General features: G+C 65.4%; 28 protein-coding genes and 1 pseudogene. 15 read left to right on the top strand and 14 right to left on the bottom strand.

The window, feature by feature from the left end; translation table 11 throughout:
• The first annotated feature begins 153 nt into the window (after positions 1-153).
• The gene (locus QFZ33_RS00940) at positions 154-1584 is read left to right on the top strand and encodes an amino acid permease (RefSeq protein WP_307024017.1); all 1431 of its coding nucleotides are present in this window, start codon (positions 154-156) and stop codon (positions 1582-1584) included.
• 90 nt (positions 1585-1674) lie between these two features.
• Here QFZ33_RS00940 and QFZ33_RS00935 read toward each other — a convergent pair whose 3' ends face one another.
• Positions 1675-2010, bottom strand: coding sequence for a YnfA family protein (locus tag QFZ33_RS00935; protein ID WP_307024015.1), 336 nt, complete (start codon positions 2008-2010; stop codon positions 1675-1677).
• A gap of 307 nt (positions 2011-2317) precedes the next feature.
• Here QFZ33_RS00935 and rpsF point away from each other — a divergent pair, with 307 nt between their 5' ends.
• The 4 genes from rpsF to rplI all read left to right on the top strand — a co-directional run bounded on the left by rpsF (position 2318) and on the right by rplI (position 4098).
• Positions 2318-2623 carry a 30S ribosomal protein S6 gene (gene rpsF / locus QFZ33_RS00930; protein ID WP_003800148.1) on the top strand — a complete coding sequence of 102 codons (306 nt, stop codon included), beginning with the start codon at positions 2318-2320 and terminating at the stop codon, positions 2621-2623.
• A 55-nt stretch (positions 2624-2678) separates the two neighbouring features.
• On the top strand, positions 2679-3257 hold the full coding sequence (locus QFZ33_RS00925; protein ID WP_307024014.1) for a single-stranded DNA-binding protein: 579 nt from the start codon (positions 2679-2681) through the stop codon (positions 3255-3257).
• Between the two features lie 130 nt (positions 3258-3387).
• On the top strand, positions 3388-3627 hold the full coding sequence (gene rpsR, locus QFZ33_RS00920) for a 30S ribosomal protein S18 (RefSeq protein WP_003800144.1): 240 nt from the start codon (positions 3388-3390) through the stop codon (positions 3625-3627).
• Positions 3628-3645: 18 nt separating this feature from the next.
• Positions 3646-4098: a 50S ribosomal protein L9 gene (gene rplI / locus QFZ33_RS00915; RefSeq protein WP_307024012.1), complete on the top strand. Its 453-nt coding sequence runs from the start codon at positions 3646-3648 to the stop codon at positions 4096-4098.
• A 124-nt stretch (positions 4099-4222) separates the two neighbouring features.
• Here the strand turns inward: rplI and QFZ33_RS00910 are convergent, their stop codons facing one another.
• Positions 4223-4639 carry a DUF1801 domain-containing protein gene (locus QFZ33_RS00910; protein WP_307024011.1) on the bottom strand — a complete coding sequence of 139 codons (417 nt, stop codon included), beginning with the start codon at positions 4637-4639 and terminating at the stop codon, positions 4223-4225.
• A gap of 108 nt (positions 4640-4747) precedes the next feature.
• Between QFZ33_RS00910 and QFZ33_RS00905 the strand changes: the two genes are divergently transcribed.
• Positions 4748-5374 (top strand): FMN reductase, encoded by a 627-nt coding sequence (locus tag QFZ33_RS00905; RefSeq protein ID WP_307024010.1) that lies wholly within the window; start codon positions 4748-4750, stop codon positions 5372-5374.
• A gap of 37 nt (positions 5375-5411) precedes the next feature.
• Complete coding sequence (locus QFZ33_RS00900) at positions 5412-5774, top strand: TFIIB-type zinc ribbon-containing protein (protein WP_307024009.1); 363 nt, start codon at positions 5412-5414, stop codon at positions 5772-5774.
• Between the two features lie 23 nt (positions 5775-5797).
• On the opposite strand, the gene QFZ33_RS00895 is transcribed toward QFZ33_RS00900, so the two are convergent.
• Entirely contained in the window at positions 5798-6364 is a 567-nt protein-coding gene (locus QFZ33_RS00895) for a hypothetical protein (protein WP_307024007.1), read from the bottom strand.
• Positions 6365-6366: 2 nt separating this feature from the next.
• Positions 6367-6846, bottom strand: a complete 480-nt coding sequence (locus QFZ33_RS00890; protein WP_307024005.1) for a hypothetical protein — start codon at positions 6844-6846, stop codon at positions 6367-6369.
• A 717-nt stretch (positions 6847-7563) separates the two neighbouring features.
• On the opposite strand from QFZ33_RS00890, the pseudogene dnaB reads away from it, so the two are divergent.
• Positions 7564-8951: pseudogene (gene dnaB / locus QFZ33_RS00885) on the top strand (replicative DNA helicase).
• A gap of 85 nt (positions 8952-9036) precedes the next feature.
• Here the strand turns inward: dnaB and QFZ33_RS00880 are convergent.
• The gene (locus tag QFZ33_RS00880) at positions 9037-10011 is read right to left on the bottom strand and encodes an acyl-CoA thioesterase (protein WP_307024002.1); all 975 of its coding nucleotides are present in this window, start codon (positions 10009-10011) and stop codon (positions 9037-9039) included.
• A 283-nt stretch (positions 10012-10294) separates the two neighbouring features.
• Here QFZ33_RS00880 and aztD point away from each other — a divergent pair, with 283 nt between their 5' ends.
• Entirely contained in the window at positions 10295-11578 is a 1284-nt protein-coding gene (gene aztD / locus QFZ33_RS00875; protein ID WP_307024001.1) for a zinc metallochaperone AztD, read from the top strand.
• A gap of 156 nt (positions 11579-11734) precedes the next feature.
• On the opposite strand, the gene QFZ33_RS00870 is transcribed toward aztD, so the two are convergent.
• A complete protein-coding gene (locus QFZ33_RS00870) occupies positions 11735-12169 on the bottom strand; it encodes a DoxX family protein (protein WP_307024000.1) in 435 nt (144 codons plus the stop codon).
• A 156-nt stretch (positions 12170-12325) separates the two neighbouring features.
• On the opposite strand from QFZ33_RS00870, the gene QFZ33_RS00865 reads away from it, so the two are divergent.
• The 3 genes from QFZ33_RS00865 to QFZ33_RS00855 all read left to right on the top strand — a co-directional run bounded on the left by QFZ33_RS00865 (position 12326) and on the right by QFZ33_RS00855 (position 14834).
• Entirely contained in the window at positions 12326-13678 is a 1353-nt protein-coding gene (locus QFZ33_RS00865) for an MATE family efflux transporter (protein ID WP_307023997.1), read from the top strand.
• Between the two features lie 48 nt (positions 13679-13726).
• Positions 13727-14320, top strand: coding sequence for a hypothetical protein (locus QFZ33_RS00860; protein WP_307023996.1), 594 nt, complete (start codon positions 13727-13729; stop codon positions 14318-14320).
• Between the two features lie 112 nt (positions 14321-14432).
• Positions 14433-14834, top strand: a complete 402-nt coding sequence (locus QFZ33_RS00855; protein WP_307023994.1) for a hypothetical protein — start codon at positions 14433-14435, stop codon at positions 14832-14834.
• Positions 14835-14900: 66 nt separating this feature from the next.
• Here the strand turns inward: QFZ33_RS00855 and QFZ33_RS00850 are convergent, their stop codons facing one another.
• Complete coding sequence (locus QFZ33_RS00850) at positions 14901-15446, bottom strand: CGNR zinc finger domain-containing protein (protein WP_307023992.1); 546 nt, start codon at positions 15444-15446, stop codon at positions 14901-14903.
• 167 nt (positions 15447-15613) lie between these two features.
• On the opposite strand from QFZ33_RS00850, the gene QFZ33_RS00845 reads away from it, so the two are divergent.
• On the top strand, positions 15614-16636 hold the full coding sequence (locus QFZ33_RS00845; RefSeq protein ID WP_307031598.1) for an EamA family transporter: 1023 nt from the start codon (positions 15614-15616) through the stop codon (positions 16634-16636).
• Positions 16637-16711: 75 nt separating this feature from the next.
• Here QFZ33_RS00845 and QFZ33_RS00840 read toward each other — a convergent pair whose 3' ends face one another.
• The gene (locus QFZ33_RS00840; protein WP_307023990.1) at positions 16712-16978 is read right to left on the bottom strand and encodes a hypothetical protein; all 267 of its coding nucleotides are present in this window, start codon (positions 16976-16978) and stop codon (positions 16712-16714) included.
• A 210-nt stretch (positions 16979-17188) separates the two neighbouring features.
• On the opposite strand from QFZ33_RS00840, the gene QFZ33_RS00835 reads away from it, so the two are divergent.
• On the top strand, positions 17189-17461 hold the full coding sequence (locus tag QFZ33_RS00835; protein WP_307023988.1) for a DUF2277 domain-containing protein: 273 nt from the start codon (positions 17189-17191) through the stop codon (positions 17459-17461).
• A gap of 95 nt (positions 17462-17556) precedes the next feature.
• Here QFZ33_RS00835 and QFZ33_RS00830 read toward each other — a convergent pair whose 3' ends face one another.
• From QFZ33_RS00830 to QFZ33_RS00815, 4 genes are all read right to left on the bottom strand, one after another.
• Positions 17557-19932: a heavy metal translocating P-type ATPase gene (locus tag QFZ33_RS00830; RefSeq protein ID WP_307023986.1), complete on the bottom strand. Its 2376-nt coding sequence runs from the start codon at positions 19930-19932 to the stop codon at positions 17557-17559.
• A 59-nt stretch (positions 19933-19991) separates the two neighbouring features.
• A complete protein-coding gene (locus QFZ33_RS00825; protein WP_003799993.1) occupies positions 19992-20222 on the bottom strand; it encodes a heavy-metal-associated domain-containing protein in 231 nt (76 codons plus the stop codon).
• 58 nt (positions 20223-20280) lie between these two features.
• Positions 20281-20637 (bottom strand): metal-sensitive transcriptional regulator, encoded by a 357-nt coding sequence (locus QFZ33_RS00820; RefSeq protein ID WP_307023984.1) that lies wholly within the window; start codon positions 20635-20637, stop codon positions 20281-20283.
• A 281-nt stretch (positions 20638-20918) separates the two neighbouring features.
• The gene (locus tag QFZ33_RS00815; RefSeq protein ID WP_307023982.1) at positions 20919-21425 is read right to left on the bottom strand and encodes a universal stress protein; all 507 of its coding nucleotides are present in this window, start codon (positions 21423-21425) and stop codon (positions 20919-20921) included.
• A 177-nt stretch (positions 21426-21602) separates the two neighbouring features.
• On the opposite strand from QFZ33_RS00815, the gene QFZ33_RS00810 reads away from it, so the two are divergent.
• Positions 21603-21803: a hypothetical protein gene (locus tag QFZ33_RS00810; protein ID WP_307023980.1), complete on the top strand. Its 201-nt coding sequence runs from the start codon at positions 21603-21605 to the stop codon at positions 21801-21803.
• A 29-nt stretch (positions 21804-21832) separates the two neighbouring features.
• Here the strand turns inward: QFZ33_RS00810 and QFZ33_RS00805 are convergent, their stop codons facing one another.
• Positions 21833-23116 carry a Y-family DNA polymerase gene (locus tag QFZ33_RS00805; RefSeq protein ID WP_307023978.1) on the bottom strand — a complete coding sequence of 428 codons (1284 nt, stop codon included), beginning with the start codon at positions 23114-23116 and terminating at the stop codon, positions 21833-21835.
• A complete protein-coding gene (locus QFZ33_RS00800; RefSeq protein WP_307023976.1) occupies positions 23109-23540 on the bottom strand; it encodes a LexA family protein in 432 nt (143 codons plus the stop codon). The genes QFZ33_RS00805 and QFZ33_RS00800 overlap by 8 nt, the downstream gene beginning before the upstream one ends.
• Positions 23541-23639: the final 99 nt, after the last annotated feature.

Raw genomic sequence — 23639 nt, 5'->3', positions numbered from 1 at the left:
TTTTCGGTGGCCGTAAACTGTACCTTTGCACAGCCCGGACCAGCCCCCGGCTCCCTTAGTGTGAAACGCACAGTGTGGTCCCCGGCACAGTCTCCAGCCTTTGCCGCCCGGCCACCACCCAAAACCTGCAATCAAAACGAGGATGGCGCAGCCATGCACGCTGACCAACAACTGTCGAAATCCCTAAAGCCCCGGCACCTGTCCATGATCGCCATTGCGGGCGTCATTGGCGCCGGCCTGTTCGTCGGCTCCGGCGCGGCCATCCAGCAGGCCGGTCCCGGCATCCTGCTGGCCTACATGGCCGCAGGCATCGTGGTCATCCTCGTCATGCGGATGCTTGGCGAGATGGCGGCCGCGAACCCTGAAACCGGATCCTTCTCCACGTACGCCGACAAGGCACTCGGCCGCTGGGCTGGCTTCAGCATCGGCTGGCTCTACGCGTGGTTCTGGATCATCGTGCTGGGCATCGAAGCCACAGCCGGTGCCGCGATCATGCACCGCTGGGTACCCGGCATCGACCAGTGGGTCTGGGCCCTGGCGCTAATGATCCTGCTCACGCTGACCAACCTGGGCTCGGTGAAGTCCTACGGGGAGTTCGAGTTCTGGTTCGCCTCCATCAAGGTCACGGCCATCATCCTGTTCCTCCTTTTCGGCGTGGCGGCAATCCTCGGCCTGGTTCCGGGCGTTCCGGCGCCCGGCCTGAGCAACCTCACGGGCAACGGAGGTTTCCTGCCTAACGGCCCGGGAGCCGTCCTGGCCGGAATCCTCGTGGTGGTCTTCGCGTTCTTCGGGGCGGAGATCGCCACCATCGCCGCCGGTGAATCCGAAAACCCGGTTGAAGCGGTCAAGAAGGCCGTGAAGTCCACCGTCTGGCGCATCCTTGTCTTCTACATCGGCTCCATCGCGATTGTTGTCACGCTGCTCCCCTGGAACTCCGCCAACGTGGCCAAGAGCCCATATGTCGCCGTCATCGAGCTGTTCGGCATCCCCGGCGCGGGAACCATCATGGACGTCGTGGTGCTGACCTCGGTGCTGTCCTGCCTGAACTCGGGCCTCTACACGGCCAGCCGCATGCTGTTCTCGCTCTCGCAGCGCGGCGATGCCCCGAAGTCCTGGACCCGCATCTCCAAGCGCGGCGTGCCCGCCGCAGCGGTGCTGGCCTCCACCGTGGTCGGCTTCATCACGGTGGGACTGAACTACATCGCCCCGGACACGGTCTTCCTGTTCCTGGTGAACACCTCCGGCGCCATCGCGCTGTTTGTCTGGCTGGTCATTGCCGCGTCCCAGCTGGTGCTGCGCCGCCGGATGGGGGCCGCGGCCAAGGACCTGTCGCTGAAGATGTGGTTCTTCCCCTACCTCACTTGGCTGGCGATCGGCAGCATCGTGGCGCTGATCATCGGCATGGTGATCCTGGATTCCACCCGCGAGTCCCTGCTGCTCTCCGTGGCCCTGGCCGGCGTGGTGGTCGGCATCGGCGTCTGGCGCTACCGCAAGGGCGGTCCGGGCCGGGCCGGGGTGCCGGCAGCCTCCGAAACGTCCCCCGAAACCGCGGACGCGGGCGTGGGGTCCGGCCCGGCGTCGTAATCACGCCTCCACACCCTGCGCACTCAGAAGAGAACCATCCGCCCGGTTGGCCGTGTACGGCCTGACCGGGCGGGTGTCTTTGTTTGGGGGTCAGCCCTGCCTGGGGGCGAACATGATGACGGCAACGCCAACGAGGCAGACGGCAGCACCGATGAGGTCCCAGCGGTCGGGCCGGAAGCCGTCCAGAAGCATGCCCCATACCAGGGAGCCGACGATGAAGACCCCGCCGTACGCTGCCAGGACCCGGCCGAAATGGGCATCCGGCTGGAAGGCGGCAACAAAGCCGTAGAGCCCCAGCGCCACGATTCCGAGTCCGGCCCACCACCACGCCTTGTCCTCCCGCACGGCCTGCCAGATCAGCCAGGCTCCGCCGATCTCCGCTACGGCAGCCAGGGTGAAAAGGAGTACGGATTTCAGCATCGTCATTGCTCCAGTATTCCGCGCCGGGAGTTGTCCACAGCGAATGCCTCTTTCAGCAAGACGAACCCCAAGCCTTTCGCGCTTCTGACGCCACGGTTTTCCACATAGCCGGGCTGCCACTTCCGGCGCGCCATCAGGGGCCAGTAGCGTGGAGGTTGTCCGAATCGCGGTATTCCTCCCCGATGCACTAAGATAGTGAAGTCTGTGCTGCGCCCTGATCCATTTTTTGGAAAAAGGCGTGCACGGCATCGCAAATGAACCTCCTGTTACGGAAATACCGTAGCCGCTTAGCCCAAAGGAGGTGGGTTCACATATGCGTCCTTACGAATTGATGGTAATCATCGACCCCGAGGTCGAAGAGCGTACCGTAGAGCCGTCGCTTCAGAAGTTCCTGAACGTCATCACCAACGATGGTGGAACCATCGAAAAGGTTGACATCTGGGGCCGTCGCCGTCTGGCTTACGACATCAAGAAGAAGTCCGAGGGTATCTACGCCGTGGTGAACTTCACCGCGACGCCGGCTACCGCCAAGGAACTTGACCGCCAGCTGGGTCTCAACGAGACCATCATGCGCACCAAGATCATCCGCCCCGAAGAGCAGAAAGTTGTTGCTGAGTAATTTCAGCTCGCAACTTTCATTCTTTACCCCGCAGGAACGAACAAGGAGGCAGTAGATGGCAGGCGAAACCACTATTACGGTCATCGGTAATCTCACCAATGACCCCGAACTGAGGTTCACACCGTCAGGTTCGGCAGTAGCGAACTTCACCATCGCGTCCACGCCTCGCACCTTCGACCGCCAGTCCAATGAGTGGAAGGACGGGGAAACCCTGTTCCTCCGCGCTTCGGTCTGGCGCGAGGCAGCAGAGAACGTCGCCGAGTCCCTCACCAAGGGCACCCGCGTGATTGTTTCCGGCCGCCTGAAGAGCCGTTCCTACGAAACAAAAGAGGGCGAGAAGCGCACCGTTATCGAGCTCGAAGTCGACGAAATCGGCCCGAGCCTGCGTTACGCCAACGCCAAAGTCAACCGCACCCAGCGCTCCGGCGGCCAGGGCGGTTTTGGCGGCGGCAACAGCGGCGGTTTCGGTGGCGGTGGATTCGGTGGCGGCCAGGGTGGAAACCAGGGCGGCAACACCGGAGGAAACTGGGGCGGCAACCAGCCCGCAGCGCAGGAAGACCCCTGGGCCACGCCCGGAGTCAGCAATGCGGGCGGCGGCTGGGGCAACGGCCCGGATTCCGAACCTCCCTTCTAAACAACAAAACAAAGGTCCGGCGCAGCATGCGCCAAAGCGTGCCATCTGGCACGTTCTGTGCACGCCGCGATCGGACCACCACCATCCCGTGGATCATGATTCACGGGCTCCCTAGAATAGGAGCTCCACGATGGCTAAGGCTGAACTCCGTAAGCCCAAACCAAAGTCCAACCCCTTGAAGGCCGCTGACATCACTGTCATCGACTACAAGGACGTAGCATTGCTGCGCAAGTTCATCTCCGACCGCGGAAAGATCCGCGCCCGTCGCGTCACCGGCGTTACGGTGCAGGAGCAGCGCAAGATCGCCCAGGCAATCAAGAACGCCCGCGAAGTTGCCCTGCTGCCCTACTCCGGCGCTGGCCGGGGCTAAGGAAAGGGATTAACTAACATGGCAAAGCTCATTCTGACCCACGAAGTAACCGGTCTCGGTGCTGCTGGCGACGTTGTCGAGGTCAAGGACGGTTACGCACGTAACTTCCTGCTGCCCCGCGGTTTCGCCCTGACCTGGTCGAAGGGTGGCGAGAAGCAGGTTGAGTCCATCAAGACTGCCCGTGCCGCCCGCGCGCACGCTTCCCTGGAAGATGCTCAGAAGCAGGCCGCTGCACTCTCCGCCAAGCCGGTCAAGCTGGTCGTCAAGGCTGGCGAAAGCGGACGCCTGTTCGGCACCGTCAAGCAGGCCGACGTCGCCGACGCTGTTGAGGCCGCTGGCCTCGGCAAAATCGACAAGCGCAAGGTTGAACTGCCGGCTCACATCAAGTCGGTTGGTTCCTACCAGGCCAACGTCCGTCTGCACGACGACGTTGCCGCTGTGATCGAACTCGACGTAGTCGCAGGCAAGTAGTAGATCCCGGCGTTCGCCGGATCACTCTGCAGTCCTGAACTGCTGACGGCCCCCGCCGTCGGACTCCTCCGGGAAGCCGACGGCGGGGGCTTCGTCGTTGTTACGGCGGTTTGCGGCCGGCCGCCTACCGGCTGTTCAGGACCGTGGTGAAGTAGCGGTAGCCGATCAGCTCGGCGAGCACGGCTTCCTCGACGTCGGCCAGCTTGTCGATGTAGAGGCAGCTGGCGCCGGTCTTGCGCTTTCCCAGAAGGTCGAGGAGCGCGGCCGACTCCGGCGCATTCGTCTGGCCGTACAGCGAGAGACTGGCTTTGCGGGGAGAATACCCCACCGCTGCAGTGTCCCCTTCGCGCCCGGTGGTGTATTTGTAGTGCACCCTGCCCAATCCGACGATGGTGGGACCCCACATCGCAGGTTCCTGGCCCGTCAGTTCCGCCATGAGGGTACGTAGGCGCAGGGCGTCCTGCCGGCGGACCGGGTGCTCAACAGCCGCGATGAAGTCGTGCGCCGAAAGCCCTGTCCCCTGTGTCTTGTTATCCGCCATGGACGCAGTGTACTGGGCGGTTTACGGGGTGGCGGAATAAAGGGCGGACCTGCCCGGTTGACCGGTTAGATGCAAATGCATATACAGGGCCAATCAGAGGAGACCGTCATGGAGACCCGCCGCATTACCGTTCTGTCCGCCGGACTGGGAGTGCCGTCGTCGACCCGCCTGCTGGCCGATCAGCTGGCCGCCGCCGCCGCGCGGGAGCTGGCTGCCGCCGGCTACGAGGTGACCACCGACGTCGTGGAGCTCCGCGACCTGGCCGTGGACATCGCCAACAACTTCGTCACGGGTTTTGCCCCGCCCCGGCTGGCAGAGGTGATCGCCGGCGTCGAGGCCTCTGACGGCATCATTGCGGTTTCACCGGTGTTCAGCGCGTCGTACAGCGGGTTGTTCAAGTCCTTCATTGACGTCCTCGACCCCAAGTCCCTGGACGGCAAAGCGGCCCTCCTGGGAGCCACCGGCGGCACGGACCGTCACCAGATGGTGCTCGACCACGCCATGCGCCCGCTCTTCAGCTACCTCCGCACGCGGACCGCCGCCACGGCCGTCTTCGCCGGCCCCCAGGACTGGGGAAACACGGACGACGGCGGAACCCCCCTTTCGGTACGGATCGAACGGGCGGCGGCCGAGTTCGGCCAGCTTTTGGAAGGGGGCCAGCCGGGCCGCAAACCGGCCCTGCTAGAGTCACTGCCCTTCGAACAGCTGCTGGCCGGGATCTCAGGTGGGCGGTAACGCGAACTAATCGCAGCACCCGCTCGTTGTGCCGGGCATGAAATGTCCCATTGATTCTTCAGACCTGGTCATGAGCGAACGCAGCGGCGTGGAAATCGACTACTGCCCCCAGTGCCGGGGTGTGTGGCTGGACCGCGGCGAACTGGACAAAATCATCGACCGCGTCGACGCCGGGGCGCCGGCGGCACCTGCGGCGCCCGTTCCCCCTGCTCCGGCGTTACCCGCGCCTGGCAGCGCACCTCCGCCGCTGTACCGCAACTTCGAACCGCGGGGTGACGAACCGCGGCGTGAACAGCAGCGCTACGACGACCGGAACTACGGCAAGGGATACGACCGCGACTATGACCGCCGCCGCCCCAAGAAGAAGGAAGGCTGGCTGGGGGATCTGTTCGACTTCTGAGTTGCTCCGGGCAGCCGACGGTATTAGTCGTCCAGCAGGGCGATGAATTCGCGGGCCTGTTTCATGGTGATGTCCGAGTGCCGGGTCAGCGCGGTGGCGGCGGCTTCGATGTTGCCGCTCTTAGCGAGTGTGCGGATGCGGCCGTAGATCTCGTCATTGAGCATGTTGCTGCTGACCTCCCGGGTAACATCGCCTTTGCTGGCAATGGCCCGGTACCGGTACGGAAACCGCTGCGGGGGCTCGTCGTCGTCCTCGGGTTCGCTGGCTTCCTGGGCCGGTGGGCGGAAAGGCTGCGGGTGGGCTGCCAGCGCGGCAACTGCGTCCCGCGACGCGCGCAAGCCCTGCCCTGACGCCTCGTAGTACAGCTTGATCGCGGCCATGGCCTGGCCTTGGGCGATGAGCGCGTACAGCCGCCGGTGTTCATCCTCGGACAGCTTGGCTGCGGCTTCCCTTGCCAGCTCTGCGGACTCCGTCGGCGGTTTGGCCGGCTCCCTGACCGTGCGCCGGCGGCGGCCCAACGCGCGTGCTGTGAGGGCCACGGCCACAGCCACGGCCACGAGGATCAGGACAGGGATCAGGAGCGATTCCATGGTTACAGCCGATCTACATATTGCTTGGCGGTCAAGAGGTTGGAATGGGTGGCCTGGCGCAGAAGCCTTATGGCCTGGAGCTTCTGCCCGTTGCGCACCAATGTCTGCAGCTGCAGCGCAAGCTGCGGGTCCAATGTGGTCCCGGCCGCAAGTGCCGCAGGGTACGAGCCGAGCGGGTAGTCAGCACGGTGGCCCGGATCGTGGCCGGGGTGGCCAGGCGGAAGTGCCTGGCGATGGTCATGCTGCTGGATCTGCTGTTGCCGGTTCTGGCTTGGCAGGGTTGCCGCCTCCATGCGTGCCCGGGCCGCCATAGCTGCCTGAACCTGGGCTGCGTAGTGGGCTTGGGAACGCCTTGCCAGATCCAGCTGGTAGCGGTCCGCGTCGGACATGCCCCCATCACGCGGCTTCAGTGCCGTAGCGAGGGCCCAGAGGGCTGCGGCGAGGATAAGGGCAGGAATCAAGACTGTCAGAACGTCGCCCATACCTAGAGCTTAACGCCAGATCCGCGTTATCCACAGCATATGCGCGGCTGCGCATGGTGCGGTTCGCCCGTTATGCCGGCCATGACCCTGAGCGCAACGATTCGTCCGTGCGGCATGCATACGGGGACGGTCCCAGACATATGCCGGTGATCCGTATCACAAGATGGGAATACAGGGGGCGAAAACGCCCTCCGGCGCTGTAATTACCGGCCGGTATCCCCAGCGGACGGTTAAGGCTGTGGATGAAGGTTGGCAGAAAAATAAGTTTCATCCACAGGAGCATTCAGACGTTTCCGCAGGTCAGACCGCGTATATGCCCAAAAGAAAATTTCTATCCACAGCTTCGCCCACAGGCTGTGCACAAGCAGCCGTGTCTTGTGCACACGTTATCCACAGAGGTGCGAAACCGTCGGCTTTGTGAGTGGGCAGCCGGGCGCTAACGTAGCGGAGACACCCCATTCGGGTGAGTTTTCCCTTCCGGCCTGAACACCGGAGCCGGCGGACAGCTGGACTCCGAAAGATTTGTGCTGCCCTGTGGAAAACCTGTGGATGAGGCGTCGCTGGGGTTCAATGGCCCGGACCAAAAAATGTCAGGGCCTGCTGGTGTAGTTGCATTAGCCCGGGCAGCAGACTTTGCTGTGCGGCCCACACACGGCACACGGCACATGCGCCGCAGTTCTCCTGCACGGACTGCGGACACAATGGAGGACGGCAGCTTTGTCAGTTACGCACCTGGACTCAATCGAAGGTACCCGCGGATCCGAAGGCAGCCGTAAACCTCCCCAGGACATCCCCGCCGAACAGTCAGTCCTGGGCGGCATGATGCTCTCCAAGGACGCCATTGCGGACGTGGTGGAGATCCTGCGCGGCCAGGACTTCTACCGCCCCCGGCCCACGAAACCATCTATGAGGCCGTCATCGACCTCTACGGCCGCGGAGAACCCGCGGATGCCGTCACGGTGTCCGACGAGCTGACGAAGCGCGGCGAGATCAACCGGATCGGCGGTCCGGCCTACCTCCATGAACTCATTCAGACGGTACCCACGGCCGCGAACGCCGGCTACTATGCCGAGATCGTGGCCGAGCGTGCCGTGCTTCGGCGGCTGGTCAACGCCGGCACCAAGATCGTGCAGCTCGGCTACGGCCAGGACGGCGAAGTGGAAGACCTGGTGAACCAGGCCCAGGCGGAGGTCTACGCTGTCGCCGAACGCCGGACAGCCGAGGACTACGTCGTCCTGAAGGATGTCATGGAGTCCACGGTGGATGAGATCGAGGCCTCCGGCCACCGGGGCGAGGGCATGGTGGGCGTTCCCACCGGTTTCTACGAGCTGGACGAACTGACGCACGGGCTGCATCCTGGCCAGATGATCGTCATTGCCGCCCGGCCGGCCGTGGGTAAGTCAACCTTTGTGCTGGACTTTGCCCGCTCGGCCGCGATCAAGAACAACCTCGCCACCGTGATGTTTTCCCTCGAAATGGGGCGCAACGAGATCGCCATGCGCCTCCTCTCGGCCGAGGCCACCATAGGCCTGCAGGACCTCCGCAAGGGCACCATCAAGGATGAGCAGTGGTCCAAGATCGCCACCACCATGGGGCGCATGAATGATGCCCCGCTGTTCATTGACGACAGCCCCAACATGTCCCTCATGGAGATCCGGGCCAAGTGCCGCCGACTCAAGCAGCAGCACGATCTCAAGCTCGTGATCCTCGACTACCTGCAGCTCATGAGCTCGGGCAAGAAGGTGGAATCCCGCCAGCAGGAAGTCTCCGAGTTCTCCCGTGCGCTGAAGCTGCTGGCCAAGGAACTTCAGGTCCCCGTCATTGCTCTGTCGCAGCTGAACCGTGGTTCTGAGCAGCGCCAGGACAAGCGCCCCATGGTCTCCGACCTGCGTGAATCGGGGTCCATCGAGCAGGACGCCGACATGGTGATCCTGCTGCACCGTGAAGACGTCTATGACAAAGAGTCGCCGCGTGCCGGCGAGGCGGACATCCTCATCGCCAAGCACCGTAACGGCCCCACCAAGGACATTGTTGTGGCCTTCCAGGGCCACTACTCGCGGTTCGCCAACATGGCGGGGGATGCCGGAGGCGGTGGCGGCTTCTAGGCTGCGCTGGTTCCGGCCCGGCGTTCCGTGGGAACAGGTTTCCGTGAGGAACGGCTTCCTTGAGAAACAGCGCAGGCCGCCGCTGCTAGTGCGGTTGCGACTGCAGCAGGTGGTTGGGCAGCCTGTTCCCCGGGGCTGCTGCCCTGATCTCCAGGAGCTCCCGCGCATGGGCGTGGAGCCGCTTGTCCTCCTCGGACACGGGGGTCCATGCAGGGATGGGGATCGAGGTGCCCTCGGCGTCGCGGGCAACCATCACGGTGAGGCAGTAAGTGGTTAGGTTCAGTTCACGGCCCTTGGGGTCCCCGGAGCGGACATGTACGGCAACGTGCATGCCCTTGGTGCCCGTATAGACCAGCCGGGCCTCCACCTCCACCACGTGGCCAATCAGCAGCGGCCGGTAAAAGCGGACTCCACCGGAGAAGACAGCAACCGTATCCCGGCCGCAGTAGCGAGAGGCGCAGACATATGCCGCCTCATCGATCCACTTCATCACGATGCCGCCGTGGACTTTTCCGCCCCAGTTCACGTCGGTGGGCGCCGCCATGAACCGCAGGACGACGCGCTCGGCGGTGCCGGCGTCGGTATATTCCTGGCCGCTCATGGCTTCGACGATCTGCTCACGGATACCGATCCGTGCCAGGGCGTGGTCCCGCTGTTCCAGTTCTTCCGCCGTTATCGGCTCGAACTGCTTTACCGGGATGGGTTTCCCGTCCTCGCCAACCGCCACAAAGATCACCATGCACTGGCTCCGCATGGTGGCCGGCCCACCCTTGGGGTCCCCGGACGAGACCACTGTACGGATATGCATGGAGGAGCGGCCCGTATAGACGATGGTGGCCGTCACCTCCACCATGTCGCCGATGTTCACCGGGTCTGCGAAGTGGATGTTTCCCACGTAGGCGGTGACGCAGTAGGACTTGGCCCAGCCCACTGCGGCCGCATATGCCGCCTTGTCCACCCACTCGAGCACCGTTCCCGCGTCAACGGATCCGCTGTGGCCCACGTCCATGGGGGCGGCAAGGAAGCGGAGGGTTACGGAGTTGGCGGCAGTCTCGCTCATGGTCGCAGTTTACTGACCGCTGTCCTGCAGGCAGATCCGGGCCTTCACAAACGCGCTCCCGCGCGCCACAAGCCCGGGTGGTCTCTGCATCCGGCGTCATGAACGGGAAGAAGTGGCGCGGCCACTATTAATAATGATTATCATTAGTGTCATGTTATCAAGACGACCAGTCATTCCTGCCCGACTTCTTGCTGCCCGACCTACGACGCGCTGGCGCGGCCGCACCAGCGCGCCTGTCACCGGGCCCTTCACTCAACCGTTCACAAGGCCGCACGCAGTCCGGGTGGTGGCAGCCTGCGGAGCTGCTCTCCTCCTGTCCGGCTGCGCAGGAAGCCCGGGACAGGAGACGGCCGAAAGTTCTGCCAGCACTTCCCAGAACGTCGCGAACGCAGAACCCACGGAGCTTCGCGCCCCTAAGCCGCGCCTGGTCTACACCTACGCTGGCGGCGTCGGAGTGCTGGACGCCGCAACCCTTGAGCCCGTAGCGGCGGGCGTTGAGCTGGAGGGCTACAACCGCATCAGCCCTGCAGGGGACGGCCGTCACGTCCTGGTGGCGGCGGGCGACTCGTTCCGCGTCCTCGACGCCGGCGTCTGGACCGAGCGGCACGGCGACCACGGCCACTCCTACGCTGCCCGGCCCACACTGACGGATCAAGCATTCGAGGCGAGCAAGCCTGGCCACGTGGTACGGCACGCCGGAAGGACCGTCCTGTTCAGCGACGGGTCCGGCAAGGTGGAGTCCTTTGAGTCGGCAGCCCTCGGAGAGCTGTCGGGGGACGGCCTTCCGGAGACGACGACCTACACGGCGCCCGAGGCCCACCACGGCGTGGCGGTGGAGCTGGAGGACGGCAAGCTGCTGGTGACGGTGGGGGACGAGGAGGCCCGCAACGCCGTGGCCCTCCTGGGGCCGGCCACGGGTTCTTCCGGGAGTGCGGGTTCGTCCGGGGAGACGGGCTGGGACCGCAAGGAGATCGTCCGCAGCCAGAACTGCCCCGGGGTCCATGGCGAGGCAGTGGCTGGCGAAAACACCGTGATTTTCGGATGTGAGGACGGGATGCTGGTGTTCAGGGACGGCAAGTTCTCCAAGGTGTCCAGTCCTGATGCCTACGGCCGGATGGGCAACCAGGCCGGTTCACCGGCGTCGCCCGTGGTGCTCGGGGACTACAAGGTGGACAAAGACGCGGTCCTGGAGCGGCCTACCAGGATTTCGCTGGTGAACACGGATACGAAGGCCCTGAAGCTGGTGGAACTCGGTACGAGCTATTCGTTCCGGTCGCTGGGGCGCGGGCCGGCCGGGGAAGCGCTGGTCCTCGGTACGGACGGCGCGCTGCACGTCCTCAACCCGGTGACAGGCGCCACCGTGTCTACGATCCCCGTCATTGCCGCCTGGCAGGAGCCTGAGGCGTGGCAGGACCCCCGGCCAACCCTGTACGTCCAGGGATCTACCGCCTATGTAACCGAGCCGGCAACGCGGGAACTCCACGCCGTTGACCTGAAGACGGGCAAGACCGTCCGCACGGCAATGCTGGTTCACACGCCGGATGAGCTGACGGGTGTCACCGGCTGATTAACTGACCGGCTGAACGAACAACAACCGGCCAAAAACAATAAAACAAAACGACGGCGGCCGCCCACCGGGCACTGAAGTGCCGGGCGAGCAGCCGCCGTCGTCGTCGTATCCTGGACAGTCACCGCTCTGGAGCAGTGCTGCAGCCTGGGAAGGTTACGCGAGAACCTTGAGCTTCGAGTTGCTGCGGCCGAACAGAGCTGCGTCAGCCGAGAAGCGGCCGGCTCCGGCAAGGGCGATGGCCGCTGCCCCGGCTGCAAGCAGGAGAACCAGCTCGTAGCCGCCGGTGGCGACGAAGACTCCGGCCGAGGCATGGACCAGGAAGAGGGCGCCAAGCATGTCCAGGGCGAGCAGGGCGGCGAAGACGCGGGTCAGCACGCCGAGGATGAGGGCAATGCCGCCCACCAACTCCAGGGTGGCGACGACTGGGGCGGCGACCTCAGCGGCCGGAACCCCCATCTTGGCGAAGGATGCCTGCGTCCCGGCGATGGTGAATTCGCTGAACTTCTGCCAGCCGTGCGCGGCGAAGAGGAATCCCGCGATCACTCGCAGGATCGTCAGGGCTGTGGTGGTCTGGGTGGACTGGTTCATGGAGATTCTCACCGTTCGGTTCGATTGGGGTTGTCTCTTTTGGGCACGCGGTCCGGAGCGCGTTGGGTGAAGCTTCCCTTCCACTGTCCCGAACTTTCGTTGAAGTGTCAACTAATGTGTCGTGGTTATCTTTTCGGCGGCGGCTAGGCTGACTCCGTGCCCCCATCGCCTTCCGCCGCCGTTTCCACTCCCAAGCCCGACAGTCACGGCCGTGAAATCCTCCGGCTTGCCGTTCCCGCCTTCGGCGCGCTGATCGCGGAACCGCTCTTTCTGCTGGCCGACTCGGCCATTGTGGGACATCTGGGCGTTGCCCAGTTGGCCGGTGTGGGGCTGGCCTCGGCGGTGCTGCACACCGCGGTGGGGCTGATGGTTTTCCTGGCGTACTCCACCACCCCTGCCGTGGCGCGCGCGGTGGGGGATGGCCAAATCGGAAGGGCACTTGCTGCCGGGCGCGACGGCGTCTGGCTTGCCTTGTTGCTCGGGACTGCTCTGGCGCTGGCTGGCTTCCTCGCCGCGGAGCCGCTGATCGGGCTCATGGGCCCGAGCCCGGAGATCCGCACCTTCGCCGTGGACTACCTGCGCTGGTCCATGCCCGGGCTGGTCGCGATGCTGCTGATCTTCGCCGGCACGGGCGTGCTGAGGGGGCTGCAGGACACCCGGACACCATTGGTGGTGGCCACGGCGGGATTCACGCTGAACATCGTGCTGAACCTGGTGCTGGTTTACGGACTCGGACTGTCCGTCGTCGGGTCTGCTGTGGGAACCAGCATCGCGCAGTGGGCCATGGCCGCGGTGTATCTGGTAATGGTGCAGCGCAACGCCCGGCACCACGGCGTCAGCCTGCTGCCCGACTGGCATGGGATCCGGGCCATGACCAAGGTGGGCTCCTGGCTCATGCTGCGCACCCTGAGCCTCCGCATCGCCATCCTCGCCACCGTGCTCGTGGTCACGGCCCAGGGTGCCGTGAACCTGGCTGCGCACCAGCTGGCCATGACAGTCTTCACCTTCCTCGCCTTCGCACTGGACGCCCTGGCCATCGCCGCGCAGGCGCTGATCGGCAAGGAGCTGGGAGCCTCCAACCCCGCCAAGGCGCGGACCCTGACCCGGACCATGACCCGCTGGGGTACCGGCTTTGGTGTGGCCACCGGCGTGCTGCTCGCCGTGGCGGCCCCGTTCGCAGGGGCCCTCTTCACGCCCGACGCCGGCGTCCAGTCGGTCCTGACCGCGGCACTGTGGGTACTGGCCGCGGGCCAGCCCCTGGCCGGGTACGTGTTCGTCCTGGACGGGGTGCTGATCGGGGCCGGCGACGCGAAGTATCTGGCGATTGCCGGCGTCGTGAATCTTGCGGTGTACCTTCCGCTGCTGCTTGCGGTGCCGCTGGCCGGGGCCGACGGCGCGGCGGCGCTGGTGTGGGTGTGGGTGGCCTTTTCGCTGGGCTACATGTGCGCCCGCGGCCTGACGCTGGGGCTGCGGGCCAGGACAGACCGCTGGATGGTGCTCGGCTCATAGCTTGCGGCCTGGATTCGCCGGCACAGCCTGGCGCACTAAACTGGAGCGGTGACTTCCCCCGCTAACCCTGCTGAATCTGACGTGCCTGCCCCCTCGGGGGAGCTGTGGAAGCCCGCCCTGCTGCGGGCCGCCGCCGCACTGGTCTTCGGTGCCTTGACCGTGTTCTGGGCGGCTCCTTCCGTGACCGGAATGTCGCTGGCGGGCGGGGTGTACCTGCTGGCCACCGGCCTGATCCTGCTCTGGGGCATTCCGCAGACCGGTTTCCGCCGCGAGGCGCCTGCCGGCCGCATTCTTTCCGCCGCGGGAGCTGCCCTGACCGGTGCCGGCGTGGCCCTGCTGTTCCTCCAGGGCAGCCTGGTATTCACAGTGATTGGCGCTGTGGGGCTGGCCGTGGCGTCGGCCGCCGAGCTGTATCTGGGCATCAGGTTCCGCGGGCGGCATGTCCTGGCCCGCGACTGGCTGGCCTCCGGAATCATCGGGCTGGGCACGGCCGGCACCCTGCCGTTCTTCGTGGGGCTTGGCCCGCATGCGCTATTGGGCGTTGCCGGCGGCGGCGCCATCATTTCGGGCGTGCTCTGGATCCTGGCAGGCCTCTCGCTCCGGCACGATGCGCGGGCCGGCGCGTCAAAGGCCGTAAACTAGTACCAAGGGTTCTACTCCTTGTAGAACAGCCTTTGGCTGCCAGCACCCTTCAGGACCAGCACACAGCACAGCGGGCACGCCGCATCGCGCCGCCCGCACGGGAGGAATCACCTTGGCACACCAGAAACCAGGAGAACCGCGCAATCTGCGGACCTCGGTCAAGGGACCCCTGATGTTCTCCGCCTTCTGGGCTGTCGTGGCGTTCTTCGCGGTGCTGATCTTCGCCTCCGGCGGAAGTGCCCGTTCGCCGCGGTTCGACCTGGCCTTCACCGCCGCCGGCATCGCCTTCATAGTCACCCTCGTCATCGCCGCGATGCTGTCCATGAGCTACAAGGACAACGCCTCCCACCTGGGTAAAGGCTCCGGCGTGAACCTGAGCTCGGCCAAGAAGTCCTCGCAAGGGCACGGCGGCCACGGGACTCAGGGAACCCAAAATAAGGGAACCCAGCGCCGTCCGGATGCCCCGGGTACGGCTGGAACCGGTGAGTCCGGGCCCGACGGCGGAGCTTCCTAACGCCCGACAGCCAGTCGCAGCGGGCGTTTTTATGCGCGCCGCATGCCAACTCGCCGCTGGCGCCGCTTACTCCCCGCTGGCGCGGCGCGCACGGTAGGCCGCGACATGCGCGCGGTTGGCGCAGTTTCCGGTGTCGCAGTACCGCTTGGACCGGTTGCGGCTGAGGTCGAGGACCGCCGCGTTGCAGTCATCGGCCGCGCACACCAGCATGCGGTCCATCTCCTTGCTGCGGATCACGTCCACCAGCGCCATGGCGGCTTCGGTGCCCATCCTGTCCACCAGCGGGGCATCGTGCGTGGTGGCGTGCAGGTGCCAGTCCCACTGGTCGTGCTTGAGGAGTTGGGGGAGTGCGCGGGCTTCCCGCAGGAGGCGGTTCACAGTGGCCACGGCCGCATCCTCGTTGGCGGTCCACAGTGTTGCCAGTTCTGCGCGCAGTGCGTGGATGCTGGCCAGTTCGGCGGCGTCGTGGGTGCGGGAGCCGGTGAAGCCCTCCTGCCGCAGGAACGCGTCGAGGTCCTCCACCGTAGCCAGGCTTTCCTCGCCATTAGCGGCAGAGTTGATGAGGTTCACCACGAAGCGCAGTGAGAGTTCCGTGTCAGGGGCAAAAACCACCTTGACTCCTTACAGTGCCGGGGCGTAGTGTCAGGACCAATACCCCACTTTACTCCTGACGGGAGGCATCCGTGCCCGCATTGAACAACCGCGCCCACATGACGCAGACGTCCTCCCTCCGGTCGGCTTCAACGCGCAACGCCGGCTCCGGGATGCACGCTGCAGCGATGGCAGGCACTCCGGCAGCCGTCACGGCCCCGGCCTCGGCAAAGGCCTCCGGCTTCGTTGCGTCAGGACTGGGCATCGCCCTCTTTTCGTCTGCCGTCTTCGGGCTTTCCGGCTCCTTTGCCAAGTCACTGCTGGAGACCGGCTGGACACCCGGGGCCGCCGTGACTGCCCGGCTGACAGCGGCCGCACTCATCCTCGCCATTCCCGCTGTTCCGGCGCTTCGCGGGCGCTGGACCCAGCTGCGGTCCAACTGGGTCACGATCGTGCTGTTTGGCCTGATCGGTGTGGCTGCATGCCAGCTGTTCTACTTCAACGCCGTGGACCGGCTATCCGTTGGTGTGGCGCTCCTGCTCGAATACCTCGCCCCGGTGTTGATCGTCCTGTGGCTCTGGGTGGCCAGCCGGAAGCGGCCCCGCCCCCTGACAGTAGCGGGGACGCTGCTGTCCCTGGGCGGTCTCGTCCTCGTCCTGGACCTCACCGGTGCAGTGAAAATCGACGCCGTCGGTGTGTTCTGGGGTCTCGCCGCTGCCGTCTGCTTGGCCATGTACTTCTTCATCACGGCCAAGCAGAATGACACCCTGCCGCCCATCGTTCTCGCGTCGGGCGGGCTTCTGGTAGGTGCCGCGGTGATGTGGCTGACGGCAGCCACCGGACTCCTCCCCATGGCCATCAGCACGGCCGACACCAAACTCGGCCCGTGGACCACCCCATGGTGGGTTCCGCTGGGCGGCCTCGTGCTGCTGGCCACCGTTCTGGCCTACGTCTCGGGGATCATGGCTGCACGCGCACTCGGCTCCAAGGTGGCCTCGTTCGTATCCCTCACTGAGGTCCTGTTCGCCGTGATCTGGGCCTGGCTGTTGCTTGGCGAACTGCCCGGCCCCATCCAGCTCCTCGGCGGCGTGCTGATTGTAGGCGGGGTACTGTTCGTCCGGCTGGATGAGCTCCGGGGAGCCAAAGCGGAAGACCAGGCAGCGGTGACTGGACCGCTTGACCTCGCGAACGACGTCGAACCCGTCCCCTGAGTCTTCAATATTGCACCGCTTAAATGCCGGAGGGCCGGACGCAGGCTGCGTCCGGCCCTCCGCTGCGTTCCCGGTCTAGCCCTGGGAAGCGTCGTACTGCTGCTGGGCGTTGCGGGTTGCCTGCTGGCCCGCCTCTTCCAGTGCCTGTGCCACCCTGGCGAGGGCTGGAACGTGCTCGCTCTCCCACTTGCCGCGGAACTGCACCGCGTCCGGGCCCGTCCATTCCGTGTTCGTGAGCAAGTTTGACAGCACGTTCTTCTGCCTCTGGATTTCAGTCGAACCAGCATTGAGCTGCCTGCTCAAGTTCCTCAGCTGTTCAACATCTGCACCCCAAGTTGCCATCAGCTATCTCCTCTAATTAAACGGACCCGATCCAGTCGGCATCCCCAGCGGCCTCCGGCTCGTCCGGAAGATCCATTGCCTCAAAACTATCCTTTGGCCCGAAACGGTGTCGATGGGCAGCGCTCCCCATGCAGTCCTCCCCATGGGCGGTGCCCTCCCGAGTGGCGCGAAAGGGTCGATCCTCGGCGCTCCAGAGCCTAGCATGGGGGTATGTGCCGGAATATCCGTACCCTCCACAACTACGAACCGCACGCTACGTCCGAGGAGATACACGCCGCAGCGCTGCAGTACGTACGCAAAGTGAGCGGCAGTACCAAGCCGTCGAAGGCGAATGAGGAGGCGTTCGAGCACGCCGTGCACGAGATAGCACACGTGACCCAGCACCTGCTCGACTCCCTCGTTAGCCACGCTCCCGCCAAGGACCGCGACGAGGAGGCGGCCAAGGCGAAGGCCCGCTCGGCCGTCCGCTTCGGTACTGCCTGACAGTCCGCCGCCTACGTGGCCCCGCCACCCAAGTAAGTCGCAGCTGAGGGCGTTCCCAGCGCTGGGAACGCCCTCAGCTGCTACTCAGTTGGGTGCTATCTGCCGAAGCGGCGGAGCCTCAGCGAGTTAGCCACCACCAGCACCGAGCTCGCTGCCATGGCCACGCCTGCGATCATCGGATTGAGCAGGCCGAGGGCCGCCAGTGGAATGCCCATCGCGTTGTAGAAGAAGGCCCAGAAAAGGTTGGTCTTGATGGTGGCCAGGGTGCGGCGGGACAGTTCGATCGCGGTGGCCACCTGCCCCAGGTCGTTGCCCATCACGGTCAGGTCGGCGGCTTCGATCGCCACGTCCGTGCCGGAGCCCATCGCGATGCCCAGATCGGCCTGCGCCAGGGCCGCGGCGTCGTTCACGCCGTCTCCTGCCATGGCCACGGTCGCGCCGCCAGCCTGCAGCCGACGGACCGCTTCCACCTTGCCCTCGGGCAGGACGCCAGCGAAAACATCCTCCGCGGCAATACCGACGGCGGCGGCCACCTGGGCTGCGACCGCGGCGTTGTCGCCCGTGAGCAGCATGGGCCGCAGCCCGAGGGCCTTAAGCCGTGCGACAGCGGCCTGCGAGCCCGCTTTGACCGTGTCCCGCAACTCGACGATGCCGGCCGTCTCGCCGTCGACTGCCACCCAGATGGCCGTGGCACCGGACTGTTCCGCGGCGCGGAGCGCCTGATCCTGTGCCGGCGGGGGCTCCACGCCGTTGTCCCGCAGCCACCCGCTGCGCCCGGCAATCACGAGCCGGCCTTCCACGGTTCCCACCACTCCGCCGCCCGGCGCGGAATGGAAGCCGACGACGGCGGGCAGGGCGGCGCCGTCGTCCGCTTCACTGCCGCTGCGGCTGGTGTGCGACCGCTGGCCCGTGGCGGGCACGGCTGACCGTGCGGCGGCGGCGATCGCGGCGGCGATCGGATGCTCCGACGCCGACTCGACCGCACCGGCCAGCCGCAGGACTTCCGCCTCGCTGAACGAAGCGAATGCCACGGTGGCCTCGACGGAGAGCTGGCCGCTGGTGACGGTTCCGGTCTTGTCCAGCAGGATGGTGTCCACCGTGCGGGTGTCCTCCAGGACCTGCGGGCCCTTGATGAGGATGCCCAGTTGCGCGCCGCGGCCGGTGCCGGTCAGGAGACCCACGGGGGTAGCCAGGCCAAGGGCGCAGGGGCAGGCGATGACCAGCACGGCCACTGCGGCCGTGAAGGCCGAGCGGAGCTCCGGGCCGGTGATGTCAGGCCCAGCTGCCAGCAGCCAGCCGGCGAACGTGAGAAGGGCAATGGCCAGGACCACCGGCACGAATGTTGCGCTGATGCGGTCAGCAAGCCGGGCGATGGGCGCCTTTCCTGTCTGCGCCTGGGAAACGAGCCGCCCCATCTGGGCCAAGGTGGTTTCCGCGCCGACGCGCGTGGCCCGGACCAGCATCCGGCCGGACGCGTTGATGGTGGCACCGGTGACAAGGCTGCCCGGACCGACGTCCACGGGAACGGATTCGCCGGTGACCAGCGAGGCGTCCACCGCCGAGGCGCCGTCCACCACCACGCCGTCGGTGGCGATCTTTTCGCCCGGGCGGACCACGATCAGGTCCCCGACCGCCAGCCGGCTTGCCGGGATCTTTACCTCGGCGCCGTCTTGCAGGATGGTAGCGTCCTTGGCGCCCAGGTCCAGGAGGGCGCGCAGGGCGTCACCGGCCTTCGACTTGGCGTTCGCCTCCAGGAACCGGCCCAGCAGAAGGAACGTGGTGACCACGCTGGCCACCTCGAAGTACAGGCCGCCCGAGCCAGCGCCCATCTGCTCCATGCCGGGGTGTTCGGTGAGGCGGGGGTCGGCGAGGAGCTGCCAGGCGGAGAACAGGTAGGCGGCGATGACACCGAGCGATACCAGGGTGTCCATGGTGGACGCGAAGTGGCGGGCGTTGACGGCCGCCGCCTTGTGGAACGGCCACGCCGCCCAGCTGACCACCGGCAGTGCCAGCGCGCCCACCACCCAGCCCCAGTTGGAGAACTGGAAAGCCGGGAACATCGAGATGAGGAACACCGGCACGGCCAGACCCGCAGCGACGAGCAGGCGCGGCTTCAGCTCTGATGCCTTGCCGCCGTGCGACATGTGGTCTTCGTGGTGCGGGTCGACCTCCGCCGAAGTCGCTATGGCCTCGTGCCGGGCGCTCTCTTCTTCTTGGCTTCCGTGCGCAGGTCGTTTGATCCTTGCCTTGTAACCGGCTGAGGCTACCTGGTCTGTGATCTGTTGGTCCGTGATGCCGGCCGGGACGGTCACGTGGGCTGTTTCCAAGGGGAGGTTGACGGTGGCCTGGACGCCTTCGAGCTTGGCCAGCTTCTTTTCCACACGGTTCACGCACGACGCGCAGGTCATGCCCTCGACGTCGAGTTCGATCACCCGGCTGGCGGGGCCTGCGGAAAGATGTTCGGTGCCCATGACTGGTCCTTCTTGGTCGTGCCCGCTTTTGGTCGTGCTCGGTGCGAATGGGAGGCGGGTCAGGCCTCGTTGGCCACCACCAGGTAGCCCGCCTCGGCCACAGCCTCGCCGATTTCGGAGGGGGAGAGTTTCTGCGTGGAGGTGATGGTGACAGTCGAAACGCCGCCGGCATTGAGGTCGATGTCGATCTCCTCGACGCCGGCCAGCGCCTCGAGCTCCTCGCTGACGGCCGATACGCAGTGCCCGCAGGTCATGCCGGAGACGTGGACTTTGGTGGAGATGGTGCTCATTGCTGACTCCTTGTTGGTGCGACGACGGGGTGGTCGGCTGGTGGTTGGTGGTTTGCGGCTAGCGCAGCAGGCGTCCGATGGCACCCGCCGCCTCCTTGACCTTGAGGTCGATGGCTTCAGCCCGCAGGTCAGGATCAGGTTCGGAGGCCGCCCCGACAACGCAATGGCCAATGTGTTCTTCCACAAGGCCCAAGCTGACGGCGTGCAGGGCCTTGGTCACGGCCGCCACCTGCGTCAGGATGTCGATGCAGTACTTGTCTTCCTCAACCATCCGGGCAATTCCACGGACCTGTCCCTCGATCCGTCGGAGACGGCGCAGGTACGCATCCTTGTCGGCCGTGTAGCCGTGCTGCGGGGCTTCAGCAATCGCTTCTTCGTTAGGCGCCGTCGGCGTCCGTCCTTCGGAAGTTTCCATGACCTCAAGTTATACCCCTAGGGGGTATTAGTCAAGGATGGGGGCAAGCCGAAGTGGATGCGAAAGGTGATGGTGCGGAAAGGAATGGTCCGGTGCCGGAGGTTTTCGGGCAACAAAAAAGCTCCGGAGCGCGTTATTGGGGGATACGCACTCCGGAGCAGTCTTTGGGCGGGCCTCATCGGCCTGCCTGATCAGCTTACTTGCCGGGTAGCCAAGTTGGCCACCACCTCGAATAACTACTTTCGCTTTACTTTTCTGCGGCTGCCTTGTGGCGCGACTGACTATTCGGCCCGGTCCTGGTGTGCGGCCATCCGGAACGGGACCACCAGCACGGGACGGCTTTGATGGTGGGTGAGCCAGGCAGCCACGGAGCCGTTCAGGAGTTCCGTGATCCGGTGCCCGAAGCCGCGCTCCGGCGTGCCCACGATGATCATCGGAGCATCGACTTCCGATGCCAGCCTGCCGAGGGCCCGGGCGGGATCCCCGGCCAGCGTGCGCAAGGTCCACGCCGGCCCTCCGTCCTGCATGGCCGAGCCGATGGCCGACTTCAGATCCGTCGTTACTGAACGGATGTCGTCGTCGTCCCTGTCGGGATGCAGGGAAAGCCGGTGCGCAGAGCGCGCGGGATCCCACTCAACCAGGTAGCTTGCCTCGTCCACGTAGGCGCACAGCAGCGGGGCGGACAGCTTTTGGGCCAGGGTGACGGCGGTCTTGAGGACCTCCGGATGCTGGCCGGGAACCATACCCACTAGGAGGGGAGGCGGGCCGCTGAAATGCTCTGCATCCATAATCAATTGTGTGCCTGCAGCATCAGGAAAGACCAGAGCCCCTGCCGCCTGCGCCCCAGCTCAGCGGCGGTTTTCAGCCCTGCGGTACGGCTGCTGCCCCGTGGAGAAGAGTGCTGATCTTCCCTTGAATCCCGGCCGCGGCGAGCCTAGCGTGGAGACGTAGAAAGGCGGCGTCCCATGCAGATTTACATGTGGTGGCTTGATCTGGACTTGAAAAGCAAGGAGTGGCTTCGCGAGAACCTGCGGGCCGGCGACGTTCCGGTGTTCGTGATGCAGGGGATTGCCGAGGCGGGAGGTCCGCACCCGGACACGCCGCAGGCAATCCTGACCGAAGCCGAGTGGGATTTCATCGAGACGCAGTCTGAATTTGTGGACTGACTGATCGCGGACCGGTTCGCCGCTGCCGGTCATGCCGCGCGCACCACCGGCAGCTCGTCCCAGTGCGTCGTGTAGCGCGGCGAACGCATTCCGCGTTTCATGCTCCAGTCCAGGTCGCTCCTCAAGCCTGCGAACCCGAGTCCAATGGTGCCCCTGCCGTACTTCCGGCTGATCTGTTCAAGCAACGGGCCGATCCCGCGTTCCTCGTGCGGGTTGGTGAAGGGCTCAAGGGGCTGCTGGCTGTCGGAGGGCCGCAGGTCGGTCACCATGATGCCGGCGCGGGCGTATTTGACGCCATCCTGGATCGCGGGAAGCAGGGCGTGGGCAGCCCTGGTGAGCAGTACCGGGTCTGAGGTGGGCATGGGCAGCGGAACGCACACCGAGGGAAACGACTTGTCCTTCGGGTTGTAATGGGACGTGCCGGCGAACGCGGTGAGGACCTTGGCCTGAAGGTGGTGCCGGGCCAGCCGGGCACTGGCCTGCTGCGCGTAAACGCTCAGGACCTGGCGAAATTCGGGGACCGACGTCAGGGGAGTGGAAAACGAGCGCGAGAAGATCAACTGATCCCGCCCCAAGCGTTCCTCCTCCAGCGGTATGCAGGGTGTTCCACGCATCTCCAGCACGGTGCGCATGAGCACTACCGAAAAGCGGTCGCGCACCATCACCGGATCGGCCCGGCTGAGCTCCAGGATGGAGCAGATCCCCACGGCGTTCAGCCGCTTCTCCAGCCGCCCCGCCACGCCCCAGACCTCCGATACCGGCAGCCGGGCCATGAGCAGTTCACGTGCTTCCGGGTCCATCGACTCCCAGCGGCACACCCCGCCGAGCGCGGGGTTGTTCTTTGCCCACCGGTTGGCGAGCTTGGCGAGCGTCTTGGTGGCGGCGATGCCTACGCACACGGGCACCCCGACGTTGCGCTGGACCGCGGCCTTGATGGTCCGGCCGAGGCCCACCACCTGTTCGGGGCTGCCCTTGACGCCCAGGAAGGCCTCATCGATGCTGTACACCTCAAGCCAGGCCGAGTAGCGCCCCAGCAGCTCCATGACGCGGGCGCTGATGTCGCCGTACAGTTCATAGTTGCTGGACCGGGCAATGAGGCCCCATTCCTTGGCCCGGGGGGCGAGCTTGAACCACGGTTCGCCCGTGCTGATCCCCAGGGCCTTGGCCTCCGGACTGCGGGTCACGGCGCAGCCGTCGTTGTTGGAGAGCACCACGAGCGGCTTGCCTTCCAGAGAGGGGTCGAAGGCCCGCTCCGCACTGGCATAAAAGCAGTTCACGTCCACCAGCGCTATTTGCTGCCGAGTGCTAGACATGGTGGAGGCACCTCGTGGCCACGCCCCAGATGGTGAGGTCGGCCAGCGCCGGGACGTTGATGTCCGGATACAGAGGGTTGGCGGCCTGGAGGACCACACCCGCCGCGGTGATCTTCAGCCGCTTAATGGTGAGTTCCCCGTCCAGCACTGCGACGACCACGGACCCGTCGCGAGGTTCCAGTGCCCGGTTGACGATCAGTTCGTCGCCGTCGCTGATGCCGGCCTGTTCCATCGAGTCCCCGGATACCCGCACGATGTAGGTGCTGGTGATGTCCTTGATCAGGTGCTCGTTGAGGTCGATCCGCCCGTCAAAGTAGTCCTGGGCGGGGGACGGGAAGCCCGCCGCCACGGCCACAGGCGAGATCAGCACCAGCCGAAGGGAAAGTCCCGCCTCTATCACGCGGGGTCCAATGATCACACCCACAACACACCCTTTTTCGAATATATGTTCGATAACTCAGTGTAGTCCCCGGGGCTGACAGAGTGTATTCCGGCCAGGCAGCGGTTGTCTTCATCACACGTT

The sequence above is a fragment of the Arthrobacter globiformis genome (assembly GCF_030815865.1).
GTDB classification, from domain to species: domain Bacteria; phylum Actinomycetota; class Actinomycetes; order Actinomycetales; family Micrococcaceae; genus Arthrobacter; species Arthrobacter globiformis_B.
Note: the sequence above shows the minus strand (reverse complement) of the source record. Positions and strands in the feature narration are given on the sequence as shown.

Bases quoted from the DNA above. Each gene is read 5' to 3' on its own strand.
- QFZ33_RS00810 (WP_307023980.1), top strand. From the start codon at position 21,603: ATGCAGATTTACATGTGGTGGCTTGATCTGGACTTGAAAAGCAAGGAG.
- QFZ33_RS00890 (WP_307024005.1), bottom strand. From the start codon at position 6,846: ATGGGCGACGTTCTGACAGTCTTGATTCCTGCCCTTATCCTCGCCGCA.
- QFZ33_RS00880 (WP_307024002.1), bottom strand. From the start codon at position 10,011: ATGAGCGAGACTGCCGCCAACTCCGTAACCCTCCGCTTCCTTGCCGCC.
- QFZ33_RS00940 (WP_307024017.1), top strand. From the start codon at position 154: ATGCACGCTGACCAACAACTGTCGAAATCCCTAAAGCCCCGGCACCTG.
- QFZ33_RS00925 (WP_307024014.1), top strand. From the start codon at position 2,679: ATGGCAGGCGAAACCACTATTACGGTCATCGGTAATCTCACCAATGAC.
- QFZ33_RS00830 (WP_307023986.1), bottom strand. From the start codon at position 19,932: ATGGGCACCGAACATCTTTCCGCAGGCCCCGCCAGCCGGGTGATCGAA.
- rpsF (WP_003800148.1), top strand. From the start codon at position 2,318: ATGCGTCCTTACGAATTGATGGTAATCATCGACCCCGAGGTCGAAGAG.
- QFZ33_RS00815 (WP_307023982.1), bottom strand. From the start codon at position 21,425: ATGGATGCAGAGCATTTCAGCGGCCCGCCTCCCCTCCTAGTGGGTATG.
- QFZ33_RS00900 (WP_307024009.1), top strand. From the start codon at position 5,412: ATGAAATGTCCCATTGATTCTTCAGACCTGGTCATGAGCGAACGCAGC.
- QFZ33_RS00805 (WP_307023978.1), bottom strand. From the start codon at position 23,116: ATGTCTAGCACTCGGCAGCAAATAGCGCTGGTGGACGTGAACTGCTTT.
- rplI (WP_307024012.1), top strand. From the start codon at position 3,646: ATGGCAAAGCTCATTCTGACCCACGAAGTAACCGGTCTCGGTGCTGCT.
- QFZ33_RS00835 (WP_307023988.1), top strand. From the start codon at position 17,189: ATGTGCCGGAATATCCGTACCCTCCACAACTACGAACCGCACGCTACG.
- QFZ33_RS00840 (WP_307023990.1), bottom strand. From the start codon at position 16,978: ATGGCAACTTGGGGTGCAGATGTTGAACAGCTGAGGAACTTGAGCAGG.
- QFZ33_RS00820 (WP_307023984.1), bottom strand. From the start codon at position 20,637: ATGGAAACTTCCGAAGGACGGACGCCGACGGCGCCTAACGAAGAAGCG.
- rpsR (WP_003800144.1), top strand. From the start codon at position 3,388: ATGGCTAAGGCTGAACTCCGTAAGCCCAAACCAAAGTCCAACCCCTTG.
- QFZ33_RS00845 (WP_307031598.1), top strand. From the start codon at position 15,614: ATGGCAGGCACTCCGGCAGCCGTCACGGCCCCGGCCTCGGCAAAGGCC.
- QFZ33_RS00935 (WP_307024015.1), bottom strand. From the start codon at position 2,010: ATGACGATGCTGAAATCCGTACTCCTTTTCACCCTGGCTGCCGTAGCG.
- QFZ33_RS00895 (WP_307024007.1), bottom strand. From the start codon at position 6,364: ATGGAATCGCTCCTGATCCCTGTCCTGATCCTCGTGGCCGTGGCTGTG.
- QFZ33_RS00825 (WP_003799993.1), bottom strand. From the start codon at position 20,222: ATGAGCACCATCTCCACCAAAGTCCACGTCTCCGGCATGACCTGCGGG.
- QFZ33_RS00870 (WP_307024000.1), bottom strand. From the start codon at position 12,169: ATGAACCAGTCCACCCAGACCACCACAGCCCTGACGATCCTGCGAGTG.
- QFZ33_RS00910 (WP_307024011.1), bottom strand. From the start codon at position 4,639: ATGGCGGATAACAAGACACAGGGGACAGGGCTTTCGGCGCACGACTTC.
- QFZ33_RS00905 (WP_307024010.1), top strand. From the start codon at position 4,748: ATGGAGACCCGCCGCATTACCGTTCTGTCCGCCGGACTGGGAGTGCCG.